The sequence below is a fragment of the Mesorhizobium sp. BR-1-1-10 genome (assembly GCF_020165595.1).
GTDB lineage: Bacteria > Pseudomonadota > Alphaproteobacteria > Rhizobiales > Rhizobiaceae > Mesorhizobium > Mesorhizobium australicum.
This window is the reverse complement of record NZ_JAIUIL010000013.1, coordinates 57,078-74,907: the sequence shown is the minus strand read 5'-3', so window position 1 is coordinate 74,907 and position 17,830 is coordinate 57,078. Positions and strand designations below refer to the sequence as shown.

17 protein-coding genes are annotated in these 17,830 nt (G+C 63.0%); 8 read left to right on the top strand and 9 right to left on the bottom strand.

Annotation, left to right across the window (positions count from 1 at the left end; genetic code table 11):
* Nucleotides 1-9 precede the first annotated feature (9 nt).
* Entirely contained in the window at nucleotides 10-438 is a 429-nt protein-coding gene (locus tag LB555_RS24875; RefSeq protein WP_224684025.1) for a cupin domain-containing protein, read from the top strand.
* On the opposite strand, the gene LB555_RS24870 is transcribed toward LB555_RS24875, so the two are convergent.
* The 3 genes from LB555_RS24870 to LB555_RS24860 are packed head-to-tail and all read right to left on the bottom strand — an operon-like array spanning nucleotide 435 to nucleotide 2,869.
* Nucleotides 435-1,109 carry a lysoplasmalogenase family protein gene (locus LB555_RS24870; protein WP_224684024.1) on the bottom strand — a complete coding sequence of 225 codons (675 nt, stop codon included), beginning with the start codon at nucleotides 1,107-1,109 and terminating at the stop codon, nucleotides 435-437. The genes LB555_RS24875 and LB555_RS24870 overlap by 4 nt on opposite strands.
* A complete protein-coding gene (locus LB555_RS24865) occupies nucleotides 1,106-2,038 on the bottom strand; it encodes a DMT family transporter (RefSeq protein WP_140874954.1) in 933 nt (310 codons plus the stop codon). The genes LB555_RS24870 and LB555_RS24865 overlap by 4 nt, the downstream gene beginning before the upstream one ends.
* A gap of 42 nt (nucleotides 2,039-2,080) precedes the next feature.
* Nucleotides 2,081-2,869, bottom strand: coding sequence for a DUF3108 domain-containing protein (locus LB555_RS24860; protein WP_015315511.1), 789 nt, complete (start codon nucleotides 2,867-2,869; stop codon nucleotides 2,081-2,083).
* Nucleotides 2,870-3,126: 257 nt separating this feature from the next.
* On the opposite strand from LB555_RS24860, the gene rpmB reads away from it, so the two are divergent.
* From rpmB to LB555_RS24845, 3 genes are all read left to right on the top strand, one after another.
* On the top strand, nucleotides 3,127-3,423 hold the full coding sequence (gene rpmB, locus LB555_RS24855; protein ID WP_010911765.1) for a 50S ribosomal protein L28: 297 nt from the start codon (nucleotides 3,127-3,129) through the stop codon (nucleotides 3,421-3,423).
* A 157-nt stretch (nucleotides 3,424-3,580) separates the two neighbouring features.
* Complete coding sequence (locus LB555_RS24850; RefSeq protein WP_140712837.1) at nucleotides 3,581-4,264, top strand: queuosine precursor transporter; 684 nt, start codon at nucleotides 3,581-3,583, stop codon at nucleotides 4,262-4,264.
* A gap of 2 nt (nucleotides 4,265-4,266) precedes the next feature.
* Nucleotides 4,267-4,938: a spermidine synthase gene (locus tag LB555_RS24845; protein ID WP_224599195.1), complete on the top strand. Its 672-nt coding sequence runs from the start codon at nucleotides 4,267-4,269 to the stop codon at nucleotides 4,936-4,938.
* Between the two features lie 146 nt (nucleotides 4,939-5,084).
* On the opposite strand, the gene LB555_RS24840 is transcribed toward LB555_RS24845, so the two are convergent.
* The 4 genes from LB555_RS24840 to LB555_RS24825 all read right to left on the bottom strand — a co-directional run bounded on the left by LB555_RS24840 (nucleotide 5,085) and on the right by LB555_RS24825 (nucleotide 9,753).
* Nucleotides 5,085-6,107, bottom strand: coding sequence for an esterase-like activity of phytase family protein (locus LB555_RS24840; RefSeq protein ID WP_224684023.1), 1,023 nt, complete (start codon nucleotides 6,105-6,107; stop codon nucleotides 5,085-5,087).
* On the bottom strand, nucleotides 6,104-8,002 hold the full coding sequence (cobT, locus tag LB555_RS24835) for a cobaltochelatase subunit CobT (RefSeq protein WP_224684022.1): 1,899 nt from the start codon (nucleotides 8,000-8,002) through the stop codon (nucleotides 6,104-6,106). The genes LB555_RS24840 and cobT overlap by 4 nt, the downstream gene beginning before the upstream one ends.
* An 11-nt stretch (nucleotides 8,003-8,013) precedes the next feature.
* A complete protein-coding gene (gene cobS, locus LB555_RS24830) occupies nucleotides 8,014-9,000 on the bottom strand; it encodes a cobaltochelatase subunit CobS (RefSeq protein ID WP_015315506.1) in 987 nt (328 codons plus the stop codon).
* A gap of 123 nt (nucleotides 9,001-9,123) precedes the next feature.
* A complete protein-coding gene (locus tag LB555_RS24825) occupies nucleotides 9,124-9,753 on the bottom strand; it encodes a J domain-containing protein (RefSeq protein ID WP_032922426.1) in 630 nt (209 codons plus the stop codon).
* Between the two features lie 179 nt (nucleotides 9,754-9,932).
* Here LB555_RS24825 and LB555_RS24820 point away from each other — a divergent pair, with 179 nt between their 5' ends.
* Nucleotides 9,933-10,235 (top strand): BolA family protein, encoded by a 303-nt coding sequence (locus tag LB555_RS24820; protein ID WP_224684021.1) that lies wholly within the window; start codon nucleotides 9,933-9,935, stop codon nucleotides 10,233-10,235.
* Between the two features lie 41 nt (nucleotides 10,236-10,276).
* On the opposite strand, the gene LB555_RS24815 is transcribed toward LB555_RS24820, so the two are convergent.
* Entirely contained in the window at nucleotides 10,277-11,830 is a 1,554-nt protein-coding gene (locus LB555_RS24815; protein WP_224684020.1) for an acetolactate synthase large subunit, read from the bottom strand.
* A 288-nt stretch (nucleotides 11,831-12,118) separates the two neighbouring features.
* Here LB555_RS24815 and LB555_RS24810 point away from each other — a divergent pair, with 288 nt between their 5' ends.
* Genes LB555_RS24810 through LB555_RS24800 form a run of 3 tightly spaced genes read left to right on the top strand, consistent with a single transcriptional unit; the run spans nucleotide 12,119 to nucleotide 16,955 of the window.
* Nucleotides 12,119-14,068 carry a PrkA family serine protein kinase gene (locus LB555_RS24810; protein WP_140616802.1) on the top strand — a complete coding sequence of 650 codons (1,950 nt, stop codon included), beginning with the start codon at nucleotides 12,119-12,121 and terminating at the stop codon, nucleotides 14,066-14,068.
* Nucleotides 14,069-14,087: 19 nt separating this feature from the next.
* Entirely contained in the window at nucleotides 14,088-15,401 is a 1,314-nt protein-coding gene (locus LB555_RS24805) for a YeaH/YhbH family protein (protein ID WP_015315501.1), read from the top strand.
* Between the two features lie 9 nt (nucleotides 15,402-15,410).
* Nucleotides 15,411-16,955, top strand: coding sequence for a SpoVR family protein (locus LB555_RS24800; RefSeq protein WP_224684019.1), 1,545 nt, complete (start codon nucleotides 15,411-15,413; stop codon nucleotides 16,953-16,955).
* 68 nt (nucleotides 16,956-17,023) lie between these two features.
* Here the strand turns inward: LB555_RS24800 and LB555_RS24795 are convergent, their stop codons facing one another.
* A complete protein-coding gene (locus LB555_RS24795) occupies nucleotides 17,024-17,827 on the bottom strand; it encodes an alpha/beta hydrolase (RefSeq protein WP_224684018.1) in 804 nt (267 codons plus the stop codon).
* Between the last annotated feature and the right edge of the window lie 3 nt (nucleotides 17,828-17,830).

Below are 17,830 nucleotides of genomic sequence, written 5' to 3'. Positions count from 1 at the left end.
TATCTGCCGATGACCAGTTCCGCGGAAATCATAGCAACGCTCGCCCTGAAGCCGCATCCGGAAGGCGGCTGGTACGCGGAAACCTTTCGCGACGAAGCCGGTGGTGCGCGCGGCCATTCGACCGCCATCTATTTCCTGCTGGAACAGCATCAGGTTTCGGCCTGGCATCGGGTCAGGGACGCCGCCGAGCTTTGGCACTTTTATGCCGGCGCGCCTCTGGCGCTGTCGATGTGGGAAGAAGGCGGCGCCATTATCGAGCAGGTTCTCGGCGTCGAGCTCGCGGCGGGTGAACGGCCGCAGATCATCGTGCCGGCGGGCTGGTGGCAATCGGCGCGCACACTGGGCGAATGGACGCTGGTCGGCTGCACGGTGGCGCCGGGTTTTGATTTCGCCGCCTTCGAACTGGCCGAGCCGGGCTGGCAGCCGAAGCCGATTTAACCCAGCAGGAATCCCAGCGTGACCGCCAGTTGGGCGGCATAGTACAGAACCCACACGGTGAAACGCATCCAGGCGCGATGCTGCGAGACGGCGGCCACTAAAAATTTCTCCATGGCGAGCAGCCCGTCCGATGCCATGAACAGCACGGCGCCACCGATCACCCAGACATTGCTTGTCGTTAGCGCCGACATGCCCATCGCCAGGATCGCCACGACATAGACGGCAATCGGTATATGTAAGCCGGGACCAACGCGGCGCCAAAGCGCGGCCAGCATGACGATCGCGAACACCGCCATGGCCAGCGCGATCGCGCTGCGCCAGGGCTCGGCGCCAAGCAACTCCAATCCGGCACCGCTGCGCAGCAACAACGCGACATAGACGATATGGGCGACGAGAAAACTGGCCAGTCCACCCAGAAAGGCTTTTTCGCCGTCGCGCGACAAGAAGGCATCGCCAATGGCGCTCAGCGCAAGGGCGGCGACCAGCAGCAGCGGCCCGCCTTGTATTGCGGCAAGTACCGCGAGCATCGCGACGGCAAGTGTCTTTGCCGCCGAGCGGCCCAGCGTCGGCGGCGTGCCAAGCGTGAAGCCATAGATCACCGCCGCCACCAGCGAAAAGATCAGCGTCGCATTGGCGTTGCCGTCGATGCCCCCGGCAAACGGCATCGTCATACCCTGGCTCCGCCTTCGGATGCCCTGGCTCCGCCTTCGGATGTCCCGGCTCCGCTCTCCGTGGCCGGCTTGCGCAGGAACAGCGATTTTGCCGCTAGCGCCGCGCCGCCGGTGATGAGCACACAGGCGACCAGAATGCGCAGCGACGGTTCGGCGACGCCGGCCGCGATCAGCACCAGCGTCGACAGCAGCGGCGCCGCGTAGCTCGCGGCACCCAGCACCTGGATGTTGCCGCGCTTGACACCGATGTCCCAGGCATAGAAGGCCGCGCCCACCGGCATCAGGCCGAGCCCGAGCACGGCCAGCCACTGGCCGGCGCCGTCAGGCAGAACCGTTTGTTCCAGCGCCAGGTGGCAGACGAGCGACAGCACGGCGGTTGCCGCGCAGAACCAGGTGACGATGCTGGTCGGCACCGACGGGAAACGTCGTGACAGCAAGGAATAGGACGACCATAGCAGGGCGCAGACGGCGGCCATGGCGTAACCGAAGGCGTAGCGCGCATCGAAGGCCAGGCCGCCGCCCTTGGTGACGATCAGCACAGTGCCGGCAAGGCCGAGCAGCGCGCCGACGACATGGTTCCAGGCCAGCTTCTCGCCCGGCATCAGCGCCGAGCCCAGCACGATCAGCAACGGCCAGAGATAGGCAATCAGGCTCGCCTCGACCGCCGGCGCGTTGCGCAGCGCGGTGAAGTAGAAGAAGTGGTAGCCGAAGAGGCCGGCAATGCCGATCACCCAGACCTGAGGAGGGATCTTTTGGCTCCTGTCGGTGGCCGGCATGAACAGTCGCGCGACAAACCCTACGCCTGTGCCGATCGAGAAGGTGATGGCCGACAACAGGAATGGCGGCACCTTGCCGGACGCATCCGTCAGCAACGCGAGCAATGCCCACATGGCGACCGCCGAAAAGCCGATCAGTGTCGCGCGCCCCATTTTGTCTCCAGTGGCGCGCCCGTTCTGTCCCGGTGGCGTGCCTTATTGTACCGCTTCGAACCGTCTGGCGCTGATGGTCAAGGTGCCGATCTGCGTTCCGACCGTGGCGTGGATCGGCGCATATACGCCGGTTTGGCCGAGCGGTGCAAACGTCACCATCATGCGGCTTTTGTTCTTGAGATAATTGAGCGCCTTGCGGCCCTTGCGATAGCCCGCCACCGGCTCGAAACCCATCTGGCAGGTGACGGTGTCGCCCTTGTAGCCCGGCACCGAGATCGTTCCTTTCGAGGCGTAGGTCAGCGTCAGGTCGGCGCGCATCTCACCATCGTAGAACTTGACCTTGCGGCCACAGACCTGGTCGAGGCTGTCGGCATGGATGACGGTCGCCGCCATCGGATCGAGCACCGATGCCAGGTCGCCGGCGCCGAGCGGCACCCAGGCCTTGGGATCGCGCTTGCCCGGAGCGGGGATCACCCGCGTCGAGGTCACGTTGCCATTGCTAAAGCGAATGTCGATCGAAGACGCCTTCTTGCCGGAAGTGTAGTCGGCCCGAAACGCCTGCGGCACCATTTTCTGGCCCGAAATCGTGCCTTTTGACGAGATCGTGCCCCGCGTGTCGTCGAACAGCTTGGCCAGACCCGCCGCCGAGACACTGCCTTCGATCGCGTAGGCACCGTTCTCATAATGGCTGGAAAAGGTCGATCTGGCGATCGAGAGACCAAGGAACGACACCGTGTATTCGCCCTTGAACGACTGCGGCGAGGCAGCGGACGCAGCGGTCGGCAAGGCAATGACAAGCGCGGCAACAAGCGCGTGAGACGAACGAGGCATGGCGGGATCGGATCCTTGGTTTCGGCCGGAGGCGGGCGACTCCGGTCTGGCGTGTCCCTATGAGACCGCTTATACGGTGAAATCCGGCCTTAATATGAAAAGCCGGGCGCTTCCGTGCGGAAGCCGGAGCTTGACGACCCGGTGAAATGCAACTATGGAACGCCAACTTTTCCATAAGGCCGCCTGACCAGAACCGCGCGCCACCCGGCGCGGGTACAAAGGTTTGGCAGGCCCCGAGAGAACTGAAGGTTAGAACCATGTCCCGCACCTGCGAACTCACTGCCAAGGCAGTCCAGACCGGCAACAATGTGAGCCACGCCAACAACAAGACCAAGCGTCGCTTCCTGCCGAACCTCGTCAATGTGACGCTCATTTCGGAAGCGCTGAACCAGAATGTACGCCTGCGCATCTCGGCCAACGCGCTGCGTTCGGTCGAACATCGCGGCGGCCTCGACGCCTTCCTGGCCAAGGCCGACGTCAAGGAACTGTCGCAGCGCGCGCGTCTCTTGAAGAAGCAGATCGCCAAGAAGCTTGCCGAGCAGGTCGCTGCGTAACATCCAGATAAAGGCGGGGGACGACCGCCTGGCCAACCTCCTTGCTGGCCGCTGAGCATCGGATAGATCCGCAAGGTTCGACACTCCGATGCTCAATTACGAAGCGAGCGCTGCCTCGGCATGATGCTCCGCTGGTTCCATTACCCAGGATAAAAAAATGTCTTCTTTTTCGCGGTACCTGCCTTTCGTGGCTGCCATGGCGCTTGTCGTCGTGGCATCGAACATCCTCGTGCAGTTTCCCATGCAGGGAAACGTCGGCGGCCTGTCGCTCGCCGACGTTTTGACCTGGGGCGCTTTCACCTATCCCTTCTCTTTCCTGGTCACGGACCTCGCCAACCGCCGTTACGGGCCTGCCGTGGCGCGCCGGATCGTCTTTGTCGGCTTCATGACGGCGGTGGTCTGCTCGATCCTCGTCCCGCCCTTCCTGTTCCGCCATGGCCTGATCGAATTCGAGACATCAGCCGACCGGCTGGTGCGCATCGCGGCGGCTTCCGGAGCGGCGTTCCTGTCCGCGCAATTGCTCGATGTGACCGTGTTCAACCGTTTGCGCCGGCAGAGCTGGTGGCGGGCGCCGATCGTCGGCACGCTGGTCGGATCGGTGTTCGACACCCTCGTGTTCTTCGGCGTCGCCTTTTCAGCCGCCTTTGCCTTCGTCGGCCCAAGCGACGGGTTTGCGCTGGAGAGCGCCCCATTGATGGGCGTGTTTCATGTCGACGCCATGCGCTGGGTGTCCTGGGCGCTCGGCGACCTCAGCGTGAAACTGATCATCGCTGTCGTGGCTCTGATCCCTTACCGGCTGCTCGCCGCCCGCTGGAGCCAGCCGGCCGCCGCCGCGGCCTAGCCGTGATTCCCTGGATCCAGCTGGAGTCCGCGAAAACGCCTGATGGCCAGCAGGAACTGCGGCTGAAACAGCGCGGTTCTGAATTCTCGATCATGCTCGGTACCAACGAGCTGATGAACAGCCGGCTGAGCGGCTCCGAGGACGCGCTGGCAAAACTGTCCTGCCAGCGGATTGCGGGTCATCGTCGGCCGAGAATCCTGATCGGCGGGCTCGGCATGGGTTTTACGCTGCGCGCTGCCCTCGCCGAATTGGGCGACAATGCCGAGATCGTCGTCGCGGAGCTGGTGCCGGCCGTCGTCGCCTGGGCGCGCGGCCCGATGGCCGAGATTTTTGCCGGCTCGCTCGATGATCCCCGCGTCACCATCCACGAAACCGATGTCGGTCAGCTCGTACGGTCCGCACCCATTGCCTGGGACGCGATCCTGCTCGACGTCGACAATGGCCCCGAAGGCATCGTCCACAAGGGCAATGACGCGCTCTACAGCGTGGCTGGCCTCGCCGCCGCACGCACCGCCCTAAGACCGGGCGGAGTCCTGGCCGTATGGTCGCAAGGGCCGGATGCCGGCTTCACGCGGCGGTTGAAACAGGCAGGTTTCGCTGTCGAGGAAGTCAACACGCGCGCCAACGGCAAGCGCGGCGCGCGCCATGTCATCTGGATCGCCACCAACAGCTAGCGGTCCAGACCAGAGCCGTCAGCAGCAGTGTTTGGACCTGTCTGGACTTGTCGAGCTCCGCGCAACCCCTGGCTTGTCAGGGCAGGATTCTCGGAAATGGCCGACGCATAAAAAATCGCCAATGAGCGTCGCGAAGGGGCTGCCCCTCAATCCTGGTGCAGAATGAATTCCAGATAGAGATTGCGCTGCAGGATCGAGTGGTTGTCGTCGGAGATCAGCGACACCATCAACGCGCCGTCATCCCGGCTCCAGACATCGAGCCCTTCCATATTGTCGATCTGGTAGCCCATGTCGGCTTGCAGCAGCACCGGCCCGTCGGCGACCGCGCCCTTCTCGACGCTCTCTCCATAAATGCGCCGCAGCCGCATCTTGAGGCCCCCCGCCATCGTGAAACTGCGCTCCAGCAGCAAGAGGTCGCCATCCGGCAGGAAGGCGCCGTCGGTGATGTCGAAATCGTCGTTGCGCTTGACAGTGAAGACGCCCCTATGCGGGCCTTCGATAATGGCGGCGTAGATGTTGCCTGATTTGTCGAGGCTCTTCTCCGAGACCACGACTAGGCCGCCTTCATGCTGGCCATTGGCATTTGAATGGGTGACTGTCTCGAAGCCGCGGTTCTGCCGCAACTCCCACGCCGGCACCAGGAAATCCAGCTGCCTGAATGGCGCCTTCATGTTGTCCGGGTCGATCTTGAACTGGGAGACGCGGTGGTTGCGCTCGAAACCGACAGTGGCAATACCGTCCTTGACCGCGAGGCCTTCGGCGTCGACTTCCCATTTTTCGTCGATCGGCTGCCCGCTCTGGTTGGCCATCTGCTGCATGCGAAAATTCTGGATGCCGAGGGGGCGCCTGTCGGCGTCGCGGGCCACCGAGCCGAAGAACCAGTAACCGGTGTCGGCAACACCGATGAAATCGCTGCCGGCTTTCAGAAACCGAAAGGCCGACAACGCGCCGAAATCGCGCGATGGCGAGGTCATTTCCAGCCCACCGACGAATTCGAGCGGACCGAATTGCTTGTCGGCGCGGCCAATGTGGAATTCGGTGATCGGGCGTGCCGAGACGGCGACAGGTTCAACTGGAGCCGAGCCGGCCGAACCTGCCGGAGCCACACCGGCGAGCAGGACGATGGCGGCGAAAAGCGTTTGCCTAAACCCGCCTCGCGAAAAGATCATCCGGCGCGCCGCATGCCGCCGCGACGCGTATCCTTCGCGCTTTCCTCGGCAAACAGCGAAGCCAGCTGCTCGGTCATGGCGCCGGCCAGTTCCTCGGCATCGACGATGGTGACGGCGCGCCTGTAGTAGCGCGTGACGTCATGGCCTATGCCGATGGCCAGCAGCTCGACCGGTGAGCGCGTCTCGATCAATTCGATGACGGCGCGCAGATGCCGCTCGAGATAATTGCCCGGATTGACCGACAGCGTGGAATCGTCGACCGGCGCGCCGTCCGAGATCATCATCAGGATCTTGCGCTGTTCGGGCCGGGCAATCAGCCGGTTGTGGGCCCACAGCAGCGCCTCGCCGTCGATATTCTCCTTGAGCAGGCCTTCACGCATCATCAGGCCAAGGTTGCGGCGTGCCCGCCGCCATGGATGATCGGCGGATTTGTAGATGATATGACGCAGATCGTTGAGGCGGCCGGGGTTCGGCGGCTTGCCGTCCTTCAGCCACTTCTCGCGCGCCTGTCCGCCCTTCCAGGCCCGCGTGGTGAAGCCGAGGATCTCGACCGAGACGCCGCAGCGCTCCAGCGTGCGCGCCAGAATGTCGGCACAGGTGGCGGCGACCGTGATCGGCCGGCCACGCATCGAGCCGGAATTGTCGAGCACCAGCGTCACCACCGTGTCGCGGAACTTGGTGTCGCGCTCCTGCTTGAACGACAACGGCTGCATCGGATCGATGACGACGCGCACCAGCCGCGCCGGGTCGAGATAGCCCTCTTCCAGGTCGAAATCCCAGGACCGGTTCTGCTGCGCCATCAGCCGGCGCTGCAGCCGGTTGGCGAGCCGTCCGACCACGCCCGACAGATTGGCAAGTTGCTTGTCGAGGAAAGCGCGCAGCCGGTCGAGTTCTTCCTCTTCGCAGAGCTCCTCCGCGCCGACCGTCTCGTCGAAAGCTGACGTGTAAACCTTGTAGTCGATTTCCTTCGGCAGATTGGTGAAGGGATTGTCGTTGCGCCTAGCCTCGCCGGGCGTCTCGGCATCGGCATCGTCATCGTCGGACAGATCGTCGGCGGTGGAATCGGAGGCTTCCGTCTCCGCCGATTGCTCGTCGTCGGCCGATGCCTCGGCATCCTCGGACTGCGACTGTTCTGAGCCGGAATCGTCCTCGCCGCCTTCCTCGCTCTGTTCCTCGCCTTGCGGCTGGTTGTCGTCATTGTCCTCGGAATCTTCGGTCTCCTGGTCGTCGCCGAGTTCCTCGGCCATTTCCATGGAGGCAAGCATCTCGCGCACGACGCGGGCGAAGGCCTGCTGGTCCTCGAGCTTTTCCGACAGGCCGTCGAGATCGGCCTTTGCCTTCTCCTCGACCCAGGGCCGCCAGAGTTCTACCAACCGCTCGCCGCTCTTCGGCACCGGCCGGCCGGTCAGCTTTTCGCGCACCATCAGCGCCAGCGCCTCCTCGATGGGCGCGTCGGCCTTGTCCTTGACGTCGACGAGGTTGGCCTTGGTGTATTTGTCCTCCAGCATCGAGCCGATATTATCGGCGACGCCCTGCATGGCGCGGCTGCCGATCGCCTCGACGCGGGCCTGTTCGACCGCGTCGTAGATGGCACGGGCGGCCTTGCCTTCCGGCGCCAGTCTGCTGTGGATGCGCACATCATGGCAGGCGCGCTTCAACGCCATGGAATCGCCGAGCCCGCGGGTAATCGCGATGTCGGACTTCGATGCCTTCTTGGGCAGTTCGGGCAGCCGCGCGCGGCTGCCCGCCAGCGCCGGCCGATCCTTGGCGAAGCCGACTTCCATTTCCTTGTCGCCGGCAATGGCGCGCATGCAGACGGTGACGGCGCGCTTGAAGCTGTCGGCTTCAGACCCCGTTTTCGACTTGTTGCGCGTGTTGTCGCCCGGACCCGCCATCGAGGCTCTGCTTAGCCCAGCACCACATTGGCCGCGCTCTCGGGCAGATCCTGGCCGAAGGCGCGCTGGTAGAACTCGGCAACCACCGAACGCTCCAGCTCGTCGCACTTGTTGAGGAAGGTCAGCCGGAACGCCATGCCGACATCGCCGAAGATCTCGGCATTCTCGGCCCAGGTGATGACGGTACGCGGGCTCATCACCGTCGACAGGTCGCCATTGATGAAGGCCGAGCGCGTCATGTCGGCGACGCGCACCATCTTGTTGACGATGTCCTTGCCCTTGGTGTCGCGATAATGCTTGGCCTTGGCCAGCACGATGTTCACTTCATTGTCGTGCGGCAGATAATTCAACGTGGTAACGATCGACCAGCGGTCCATCTGCGCCTGGTTGATCTGCTGGGTGCCGTGATAAAGGCCGGTGGTGTCGCCCAGACCAACCGTATTTGCGGTCGAAAACAGCCGGAACGCCGGATGCGGGCGGATGACCCGGCTCTGGTCGAGCAGCGTCAGGCGGCCGGACGATTCCAGTACGCGCTGGATGACGAACATCACGTCCGGACGGCCGGCGTCATACTCGTCGAAGCAAAGCGCGACATTGTGCTGGTAGGCCCAGGGCAGGATGCCGTCGCGAAATTCGGTGATCTGCAGGCCGTCCTTGACCACGATCGCGTCCTTGCCGACAAGATCGATACGGCTGACATGGCTGTCGAGATTGACGCGCACGCAAGGCCAGTTGAGGCGGGCGGCGACCTGTTCGATATGGGTCGACTTGCCGGTGCCGTGATAGCCCGACACCATGACGCGGCGGTTGTAGGCAAAGCCGGCGAGGATCGCCAAGGTCGTCGCCTTGTCGAACAGATAATCGGGATCGACATCGGGCACATGCTCGCTGGTGACCGAGTACGCTGGCACCACCATCTTGGACTCGAAACCGAATTTCTCCTTCACCGACACCGTCGTGTCGGGCAGGTTGGCGATGTCGCGATCGACCTTGTTCATATCTCTCAACGTCTCCACGGGCGAAACGTCGCGTTTCGCCGGCAATCCATTTTGTTCGGGGGCGGTCTTAGAGCCTTTTCCAACCTTATGAAAGTTGGAAAACGACACGAACCATAGGGTCGCTCAGCACAGGCCCGCCTGTTTGAGCACGCGATAGGCCTGAAGCACATCGCGGAACCGGTCTTCCGAACCTCTGTCGCCGCCATTCGCATCCGGATGGTGACGCTTCACCAGTTCCTTATAGCGCGCCTTGATGTCCTTGCCAGTCGCCTTTGTATCAAGGCCAAGCGTTTCCAGCGCCTTGGCCTCAAGCGGCTTGGCCTTGCGCTCGCGCGCCTCGCGCGGATCCTTCGGTCCCTTGAACAGGTCGAACGGATCGCGCATGCGGTTGTAGTAGCCTGCGCGGCCGGAGCGCATCTGCGCCATGTCGGGCGAGGAACGCGTCGAGGCGCCGTTGACGCCCATCTTCCAGGTCGGCCGGTGGCCGGTCATCGCTTCCTTCTGGAAGCGCGCCACCTCGGTGTCCGGCACGCCGGAGAAGTAGTTGAAGCCCTTGTTGTACTCACGCACATGGTCGAAGCAGAAGCGGAAATACTCGCCCTCCTTCATGCGGCCGACCGGCGCGCGATGCGTGCCCGCCTCCTTGCAGCCATCCCACTGGCAGATCGGCGCGTGCGCCTTCACCTCCGCGTCCTTGTCGGGGCGGACGCGAATCTTCTCGAAATATTTGGGATACGGCTTCATCTCACCCATTTATGGGGCGTTCGCAGATGCGAAACAAGAATTGACATTTTCGCGATGATCGCCCTAACCGCTGAATCGCGGCTTAAAGCAGGCGGATGACCGATTTTGTTGCGCGCCAGCGGCCCGGCGAAACCTATTTCGGGTTTTCACGGCGGCGCGCCGACCATATGTGGTGAAGGGAGAAGACGATGTCCATACAGGCGACCATGGAAGACAAGCTCAACAAGGCATTTTCGCCCGAGCGGCTGGTCATCCTCAACGAAAGCCATCTCCACGCCGGCCATCATCATGTGGAATCCGGTCACCACGCTGAGTTCGATGGTACCGGCGAGACACATTTCCGTGTCCGCATCGTCTCGGTGAATTTCGTTGGCATGAGCCGCGTTGAGCGCCACCGCGCCGTCAACGAACTGCTGGCCGACGAGTTGAAGGCGGGCGTTCACGCGCTGGCTATCGAGCCCGCGGCGCCCGGCGAACAGACCCGCTGGTGAGCCAAGTCCCCGAGTTGGTCCTGTAGCTCGTCTCGCGCTGCTCAGATTATCGCTTCGATCAGGAATGGCCCGCGCCGCGACAGGGCAGCATCGAGCAGCGCGTCGAACCGCTCGCAGGTGTCAGCACGCGCCGCCTCCACGCCCATGCCTTTGGCCAGCGAAACCCAGTCCAGCGCCGGATGGTCGAGGTCGAGCATGCGCCTAGCATTTTCGCCGATCGAGTTCACCCCGACATTGCGCATCTCGCCATGGAGGATCGCATAGGTGCGGTTGGAAAAGACGATCGTCACCACGTCGAGCTTTTCCCGCGCCTGCGTCCACAGGCCCTGCACCGTGTACATGCCGCTGCCGTCGGCCTCCAGATTGATCACCTTGCGGCCGGGACAGGCGATCGCCGCGCCTGTCGCCAGCGGAATGCCGCCGCCGATCGACCCGCCCGTGCCCATCATGTAGTCGTGCGGCGCGGCAAAGGCCGACAGCGCGAAGAAACGTCGCGCCGAAGTGACGGCCTCGTCGCAGACGATCGCGTCGCCCGGCAGCTTTTTGGCCACCGAGAGTGCAATGGCATCTTCCGTCAAGCTGCCGGTTGGCGTTGCTTCCTCGGGAAAGGCGCTTGCAACCAACGCCGGCTGCGATTGCCTGACGCCCAGTTCGTCGCCAAGCGCCTCCAGTGCCGCATGCAGATCCTGACCATGGGCGGCGAGCGTCAGCACCGGGCAATCGTCACGAACAAGCCTTCCCGGTTTTCCCGGATAGGCGAAGAAGGCGACCGGCTCCTTGCCGCCGACCAGCACAAGGACATCGATATCCCTGAGCGCTGCCGTCGCCGCGTCGACCGGATAGGGAATGCGCGTCGGCGCGACGCGCCCGCGCCCGCGCTGCATACGCGCGATCAAAACCTCGCTGAACAGCCTGACATCGCAGGCCGCTGAAATCTGGCCGGCGATCTCGAGGGCATCGGCCCGCGCCGCCCGTCCCCGAACGATCATGCCGGCGCGCCCGGGAGCGGCACGGATCGCGGTAGCCACCGCTCGCACGGCGTCGATGTCGACGGCTGGCGGCGATGCGAGTTCCACCTTGCCGGGCGAAACCGGGTCGGCGTCGCCCCAGGCCGCGTCCGCCGGCAGGATCAGCGTGGTGACACCCGGCGGTGTCAGCGAGGCGCGAAAGGCCGCCTCCGTGGCCGGTTGGACATCGGCGGGCCCTCCGATGCGGCGCACCCACTTCGACATCGGCGCCGCCAGCCCCTCGATATCGCTGGTGAGCGGCGCGTCGAGCGGCAGATGGTAGGAGGCATGGTCCCCGACGATATTGATCATCGGGCTGAAGGCGCGCCTTGCATTGTGCATGTTGGCCAGCCCATTGGCGAGGCCCGGGCCGGTGTGCAGCAGCGTCGCGGCGGGACGATCGGTCATGCGCGCATAGCCGTCGGCCGCACCCGTCACCACCCCCTCGAACAGGCCGAGCACGCAGCGCATCGCCGGCTTGCGGTCGAGGGCCGCGACGAAATGCATTTCGGATGTGCCGGGATTGGCGAAGCAGACATTCACGTCATTGGCCAACAGCACGTCGCACAGAACATCGGCGCCATTCATGCGAATTTTCTCCCATTCACGAAGAGCAATTGCACCCGCGGATATCGGCACGGCAATATCCCGCCGCCGTTTTTGGCATGATCCAGCCACGGAATGGGCGAGCGACGGTCGGCAGGATCAGGCGACCGTCGATTTCAGGAACGCTGGCGCGGCGGCGTTCGGCGCATTGCCATCTCCGCCGAAATCGCGGTTGATGGACGGCCATTCGGGCCGGAGCGACGGAACAAACAATGCCTTCCCGCAGTTGAATATGCGAGCCCCATCAGAATGGCTCCGAAGGCAACGATCATGCGTGAGAACCAATCCGACGTCTTCCATCTCTTTTCGGAAATTTATGCGAACGCCGCCCAGGAAGAGATAAGTCTCCAGCAATATCTGCTCGCCTGCCGCGAGGACAAATCGATGTATGCCTCGGCGCCGGAACGAATGGTCGAGGCGATCGGCGAGCCAAACCTGGTCGACACCAGCAAGGACGAGCGGCTAGGCCGTATCTTCTCGAACCGGACCGTCAAGATATATCCCTCCTTCTCCGACTTTTACGGGATGGAGGATACGATCGAGCGCATCGCCGGATATTTCCGCTATGCCTCCCAGGGCCTCGAGGAGCGCAAGCAGATCCTCTACCTCCTGGGTCCGGTCGGCGGCGGCAAATCCTCCTTGGCCGAACGGTTGAAGAAATTGATGGAGGAGCGCCCGATCTACACGCTGAAGGTCGGCAACCAGATCAGTCCGGTTTTCGAATCGCCGCTTGGCCTGTTCCACCCCGATCGCATGAGCGATCTCCTGGAGGACAAATACGGGATAGCCCGGCGCCGCCTGAACGGACTTATCTCGCCATGGGCGGCCAAGCGCCTCGACGAACTGTCCGGCGACATTTCCAAATTCAGCGTGGTCAAACTGATGCCGTCGCGGCTGCGCCAGATCGGCATCGCCAAGACCGAGCCTGGCGACGAGAACAACCAGGACGTCTCGGCCCTGGTTGGCAAGGTCGACATCAGGCAATTGGAAAATTTCAGCCAGTCCGACCCCGACGCCTATTCCTACAGCGGCGGACTGAACCGAACGACGCAAGGCCTGCTCGAATTCGTCGAGATGTTCAAGGCGCCCATCAAGGTGCTGCATCCATTGCTGACGGCGACCCAGGAAGGCAGTTACAACGGCACCGAGAATTTTGGTGCCTTTCCCTACCAGGGCATCATCGTTGCCCATTCCAACGAATCCGAGTGGCAACAGTTCAAGAACAACAAGAACAATGAGGCGTTTCTCGATCGCATCCTCGTGGTCAAGGTGCCGTATTGCCTGCGCATCACCGAAGAGAGGCAAATCTACGAGAAGCTGCTGCGCGAGAGTGAATTGGCCGCCAGCCCTTGCGCGCCCGAGGTGTTGGACATCCTCAGCCGGTTCAGCGTCTCGACCCGCCTTGCCGAGCACGACAATTCGCCGCTGCACACCAAAATGCGCGCCTATGATGGTGAGAACCTCAAGGAAGTCGACCCGAGGGCGAAGTCAGTCCAGGAATATCGCGACGCCGCCGGCGTCGACGAAGGCATGACCGGCGTCAGCACGCGCTTCGCCTTCAAGATCCTGTCGCAGACGTTCAACTACGATACCAACGAGGTCGCGGCGGACCCCGTGCATCTTATGTACATCCTGGAAGAAGCGATCAAACGGGAGCAGTTTCCGAAGGAGACGGAAGCCGCCTATCTCGAATTCATCAAGTCGGAACTGGCCGCCCGTTACGCCGAGTTCATCGGCCACGAGATCCAGAAGGCCTATCTGGAATCCTATAGCGAATATGGCCAGAACCTGTTCGACCGCTACATCGCCTATGCCGATGCCTGGATCGAGGACCAGGACTACAAGGACCCGGACACCGGCCAGATCCTCAACCGCGAGGTGTTGGACAACGAACTGTCGCAGGTCGAAAAGCCGGCAGGCATCGCCAATCCGAAGGACTTCCGCAACGAAGTGGTGAAGTTCACGCTGCGTGCCCGGGCGCGCAACCATGGCCGCAACCCTTCATGGACGAGCTACGAGAAGCTGCGCGAGGTCATCGAAAAGCGCATGTTCGGCCAGGTCGAGGATCTCCTGCCGGTGATCAGCTTCGGCTCCAAGCAGGATAGCGTCACCGAAAAGCGGCACAATGAATTCGTCCAGCGGATGGTGGAGCGCGGCTATACGGAACGGCAGGTGCGCCGGCTGGTCGATTGGTACATGCGGGTGAACAAGGCGGGCTGAGAGCAGTCCGAATGGTTGCATGCCGATCTTTATCGACCGCCGCCTGAATCCGAAGGACAAAAGCCTTGGCAACCGCCAGCGCTTTCTCAGGCGTGCCCGCGAGGAGCTCAAGCGCAGCATTCGCGATCAGATCCGCGCTGGGCGGATCGCCGACGTGGACGCGGAGCACGTCGTGCCGATGCCCGAAAGAGGCACTGGCGAGCCGACCTTCAACGACGCCAGGGACACCGGCCGGCGCCGGCACATCCTGCCGGGCAACAGGCAATTCTCCCAAGGCGACCTGATCCCCAAGCCCGGCCAGGGCGGAGGCATGGGCGGTTCGTCACCGGGAAAAACCGCATCCGAGGACGACTTTCGTTTCGTGCTTTCGCGCGAGGAGGTGCTGGATCTCTTTTTCGAGGATCTCGAACTGCCCGACCTGGTCAAGCTCAACCTCAAGGAGATCCTTGCCTTCAAGCCGCGCCGGGCGGGTTTCGCCGCCACCGGTTCGCCAACCAACATCAACGTCGGCCGCACGATGCGCAACAGCCACGGCCGCCGCATTGCGCTCAGGCGTCCCAAGCAAGCGGCGGTCGACGCGATCATGCAGGAACTCGCCTTGCTGGAGGCCGCACCGCCTGATGCTCAAACGCGCGAGCGCGTCGTGGCGCTCAAAGAAGAGATCGAGCGGCTGGAGCGCCGGCGCCGGCGGATTGCCTTCGTCGACCCGGTCGACATCCGGTTCAACCGCTTCGACCAGCGCCCGGTGCCGAATGCGAAAGCGGTCATGTTCTGCCTGATGGATGTGTCGGGCTCGATGGGCGAGCGCGAGAAGGACCTGGCCAAGCGCTTCTTCGTGCTGCTGCACCTGTTCCTGAAGCGACGCTATGAACGCACCGAAATCGTCTTCATCCGCCACACGCACGAGGCGCAGGAGGTCGATGAGGAAACCTTCTTCTACTGCACGCAAAGCGGTGGCACCGTCGTTTCCACCGCGCTCGAGGAGATGCATCGCGTCATCGAGCAGCGTTACCCCGCGAGCGAGTGGAACATCTACGCCGCCCAGGCCTCGGACGGCGACAATTTCGCCACCGATTCCGAGCGCTGCATCGCCCTGCTGAACGGCAAGCTCATGCGCCTGTGCCAGTATTTCGCCTATGTCGAGATCATCGACGAACGCGAGAGTCACATCTTCGGCGCGACTGAAAACGGGACGTCGCTCTGGCGAGCCTACAGCGCCATCGAATCGAACTGGCCGAACTTCCAGATGAGCCGCATAGCCACGGCCGCCGATATCTATCCTGTCTTTCGTCAGCTCTTCGCCAAACAGCCCGCGCTCAGGAAGAGCGCCTGAGGGGAAACCATGGCCAGGACAGCCAGCAAACCGGGTTTGCTCTTTTCCGGATCCGACTGGGACTTCCAGAAATTGTCGCACGCCTACGACGCGATCGCGGCAATCGCCATCGAGGAACTCAAGCTGGACACCTATCCGGTGCAGATGGAAATCATTTCCTCGCAACAGATGCTCGACGCCTATTCATCGGTCGGCATGCCGCTGATGTACCGTCATTGGTCGTTCGGCAAGCATTTCCTGTACCAGGATTTTCTCTACCGCAAGGGTGGACGGGGCCTGGCTTACGAACTGGTCATCAACTCCAATCCCTGCATCATCTACCTGATGGAGGAAAACACCATGGCCTTGCAGGCCCTTGTGACGGCGCATGCCGCGCTCGGACACAATCATTTCTTCAAGAACAATCATCTGTTCCGGCAGTGGACCGACGCCGGGGGGATTCTGAGCTATCTGGAGTTCGCCAAGGGCTACATTGCCCGATGCGAGGAGCGGCACGGACTGTCGGCCGTGGAAAGCATTCTCGACTGCGCCCACGCGCTGATGGAACAAGGCGTGTTCCGATACCACAGGCCGCCAAAGCTGTCGTCGGAGCGGCAGCGTGAAGGGCTGCGCGAGCGCCTGGAATATGAAGAACGTTCCTACAACGACTTGTGGCGCACGCTGCCTCCCTCGCAGGACAGCAGCAAGACCGGGAAGAAGGACGAAGGCTTGGCGGAGCGGAAGAAATCGCTCAATCTGCCCGAGGAAAATCTGCTCTATTTCCTCGAGAAGAACAGCCTTGTCCTCGAGCCCTGGCAGCGCGAGATCATCCGAATCGTGCGTATCGTCGCGCAGTATTTCTATCCGCAGCGGCAAACGCAGGTGATGAATGAAGGCTGCGCCACCTTCGTGCACTACACCCTCATGAACGCATTGTTCGACCGCGGCCAGATCAGCGAGGGCGCCATGCTCGAGGTCCTGCGCAACCATTCCAATGTGATCTTCCAGCCGGCCTTCGACGACCCCCGGTTCTCCGGTATCAACCCATACGCGCTCGGCCTCGACATGATGCAGGACATACAGCGCATTTCGACCGCGCCGACGGCGGAGGACCGCGACTGGTTTCCCGACATCGCGGGCCGCGGTGACTGGCGCGATGTGCTCCTGGACGCCTGGGCCAACCACCGCGACGAATCCTTCATCCGCCAGCACCTCAGCCCAGCCCTCATACGGAAATGGCGAATGTTTGTCCTCGCCGATCAGGCCGACGACGCCCATTACGAGGTGGCCTCGATCCACAATGAGCGCGGCTACCAAAAGATACGTGCCGCGCTGGCCCAGAGCTACGACATCGGCGCGAGCCGGCCGGATATCCAGGTGGTGGATGTCGACCTGCTCGGTAACCGGCATTTGCGGCTGCAGCACAAGGTGAAGGAGGGCGTACTGCTCGACAGTGGCAGCCGCGACGCGACCCTGCGCCATGTCCGAAGCCTCTGGGGCTATGAGGTCAGCCTCGCTTCGGTCGACGCCGAAGCCGGTGCGACGCTCAGCGAACGGTCAAGCAATGACTGTTGAATTTCCGCCCGGCCGCATCGGCGGTGCCAGGCACAACGAGTGGAACACGCCACGGACAGCCGGTGCGCTCAACCGACCGTCGATTTCAGGAACGCCAGCGCGGCAGCGGTCAGCGCGTCGCCGTCCTCGCCGAAATCGCGGTTGATCGACATGTGCGTATAGGCACTGCCGTCGAACAGCGTCACCTCGGTGCCGCTGGCGCGCAGGCGCTGGGCAAAGGCCGTGGACTGCTCGCCGCGACCGTCGGCGCGGGAATAGGCGATGAAGGTCGGCGGATGCTTGCGGCCGTCGACATAGCTCGCCGGTGACAGTGCCGCCCACTGCGAAGGATCGGAAAAGACACGCGAATAGGCCCTTACCATGCCGCCACTTCCGGCAAGGGCGGCGAGATCGTAGGCCCTTGTATCGTCGAGAAGCAGGCCAGCGACGCCGGGCAATCCGCCGCGCATGCCGGTCAGGGCAACCAGATGGCAGCCGGCCGAATGCCCCATGCCGACGATGCGGTCGGGGTCGCCGCCATGTTGGGCGATGTTGGTCCTGACATAGGCATAGGCCCTCTCCACGTCGCCCGCCTGGATGGCGACATCAGCCTGCGGCAGCATGCGGTAGTCGATGGAGACGAAGCAGAAGCCGTTGGCAAGCAGGAAGGCCGGCTTGGCGTTCACCTGGCTGCGTTTGCCGGTCCGCCAGGCGCCGCCATGGACGAAGAAGACCACCGGCAGGTCTTTCGCGCCATCGGGCGCATAGATATCGAGCTTGGCCGGACCGTAGTCGACAGTTTCGGCGGATGGCGTATCTCGCGCCGCTCTCGTGCCGGTTGGCAACAAGGCAGCCACCGAGGCCAGGAGCAAGGTTCGCCGATCGATCGTCATCGG

Excerpts from the sequence above, each read along its gene's own strand:
- LB555_RS24805 (WP_015315501.1), top strand. The coding sequence starts at position 14,088 with ATGCCGATCTTTATCGACCGCCGCCTGAATCCGAAGGACAAAAGCCTT.
- rpmB (WP_010911765.1), top strand. The coding sequence starts at position 3,127 with ATGTCCCGCACCTGCGAACTCACTGCCAAGGCAGTCCAGACCGGCAAC.
- LB555_RS24870 (WP_224684024.1), bottom strand. The coding sequence starts at position 1,109 with ATGACGATGCCGTTTGCCGGGGGCATCGACGGCAACGCCAATGCGACG.
- LB555_RS24820 (WP_224684021.1), top strand. The coding sequence starts at position 9,933 with ATGTCCATACAGGCGACCATGGAAGACAAGCTCAACAAGGCATTTTCG.
- LB555_RS24865 (WP_140874954.1), bottom strand. The coding sequence starts at position 2,038 with ATGGGGCGCGCGACACTGATCGGCTTTTCGGCGGTCGCCATGTGGGCA.
- LB555_RS24875 (WP_224684025.1), top strand. The coding sequence starts at position 10 with ATGACCAGTTCCGCGGAAATCATAGCAACGCTCGCCCTGAAGCCGCAT.
- LB555_RS24860 (WP_015315511.1), bottom strand. The coding sequence starts at position 2,869 with ATGCCTCGTTCGTCTCACGCGCTTGTTGCCGCGCTTGTCATTGCCTTG.
- cobT (WP_224684022.1), bottom strand. The coding sequence starts at position 8,002 with ATGGCGGGTCCGGGCGACAACACGCGCAACAAGTCGAAAACGGGGTCT.
- LB555_RS24800 (WP_224684019.1), top strand. The coding sequence starts at position 15,411 with ATGGCCAGGACAGCCAGCAAACCGGGTTTGCTCTTTTCCGGATCCGAC.
- LB555_RS24850 (WP_140712837.1), top strand. The coding sequence starts at position 3,581 with ATGTCTTCTTTTTCGCGGTACCTGCCTTTCGTGGCTGCCATGGCGCTT.
- LB555_RS24825 (WP_032922426.1), bottom strand. The coding sequence starts at position 9,753 with ATGGGTGAGATGAAGCCGTATCCCAAATATTTCGAGAAGATTCGCGTC.
- LB555_RS24815 (WP_224684020.1), bottom strand. The coding sequence starts at position 11,830 with ATGAATGGCGCCGATGTTCTGTGCGACGTGCTGTTGGCCAATGACGTG.
- cobS (WP_015315506.1), bottom strand. The coding sequence starts at position 9,000 with ATGAACAAGGTCGATCGCGACATCGCCAACCTGCCCGACACGACGGTG.
- LB555_RS24795 (WP_224684018.1), bottom strand. The coding sequence starts at position 17,827 with ATGACGATCGATCGGCGAACCTTGCTCCTGGCCTCGGTGGCTGCCTTG.
- LB555_RS24810 (WP_140616802.1), top strand. The coding sequence starts at position 12,119 with ATGCGTGAGAACCAATCCGACGTCTTCCATCTCTTTTCGGAAATTTAT.
- LB555_RS24840 (WP_224684023.1), bottom strand. The coding sequence starts at position 6,107 with ATGATCTTTTCGCGAGGCGGGTTTAGGCAAACGCTTTTCGCCGCCATC.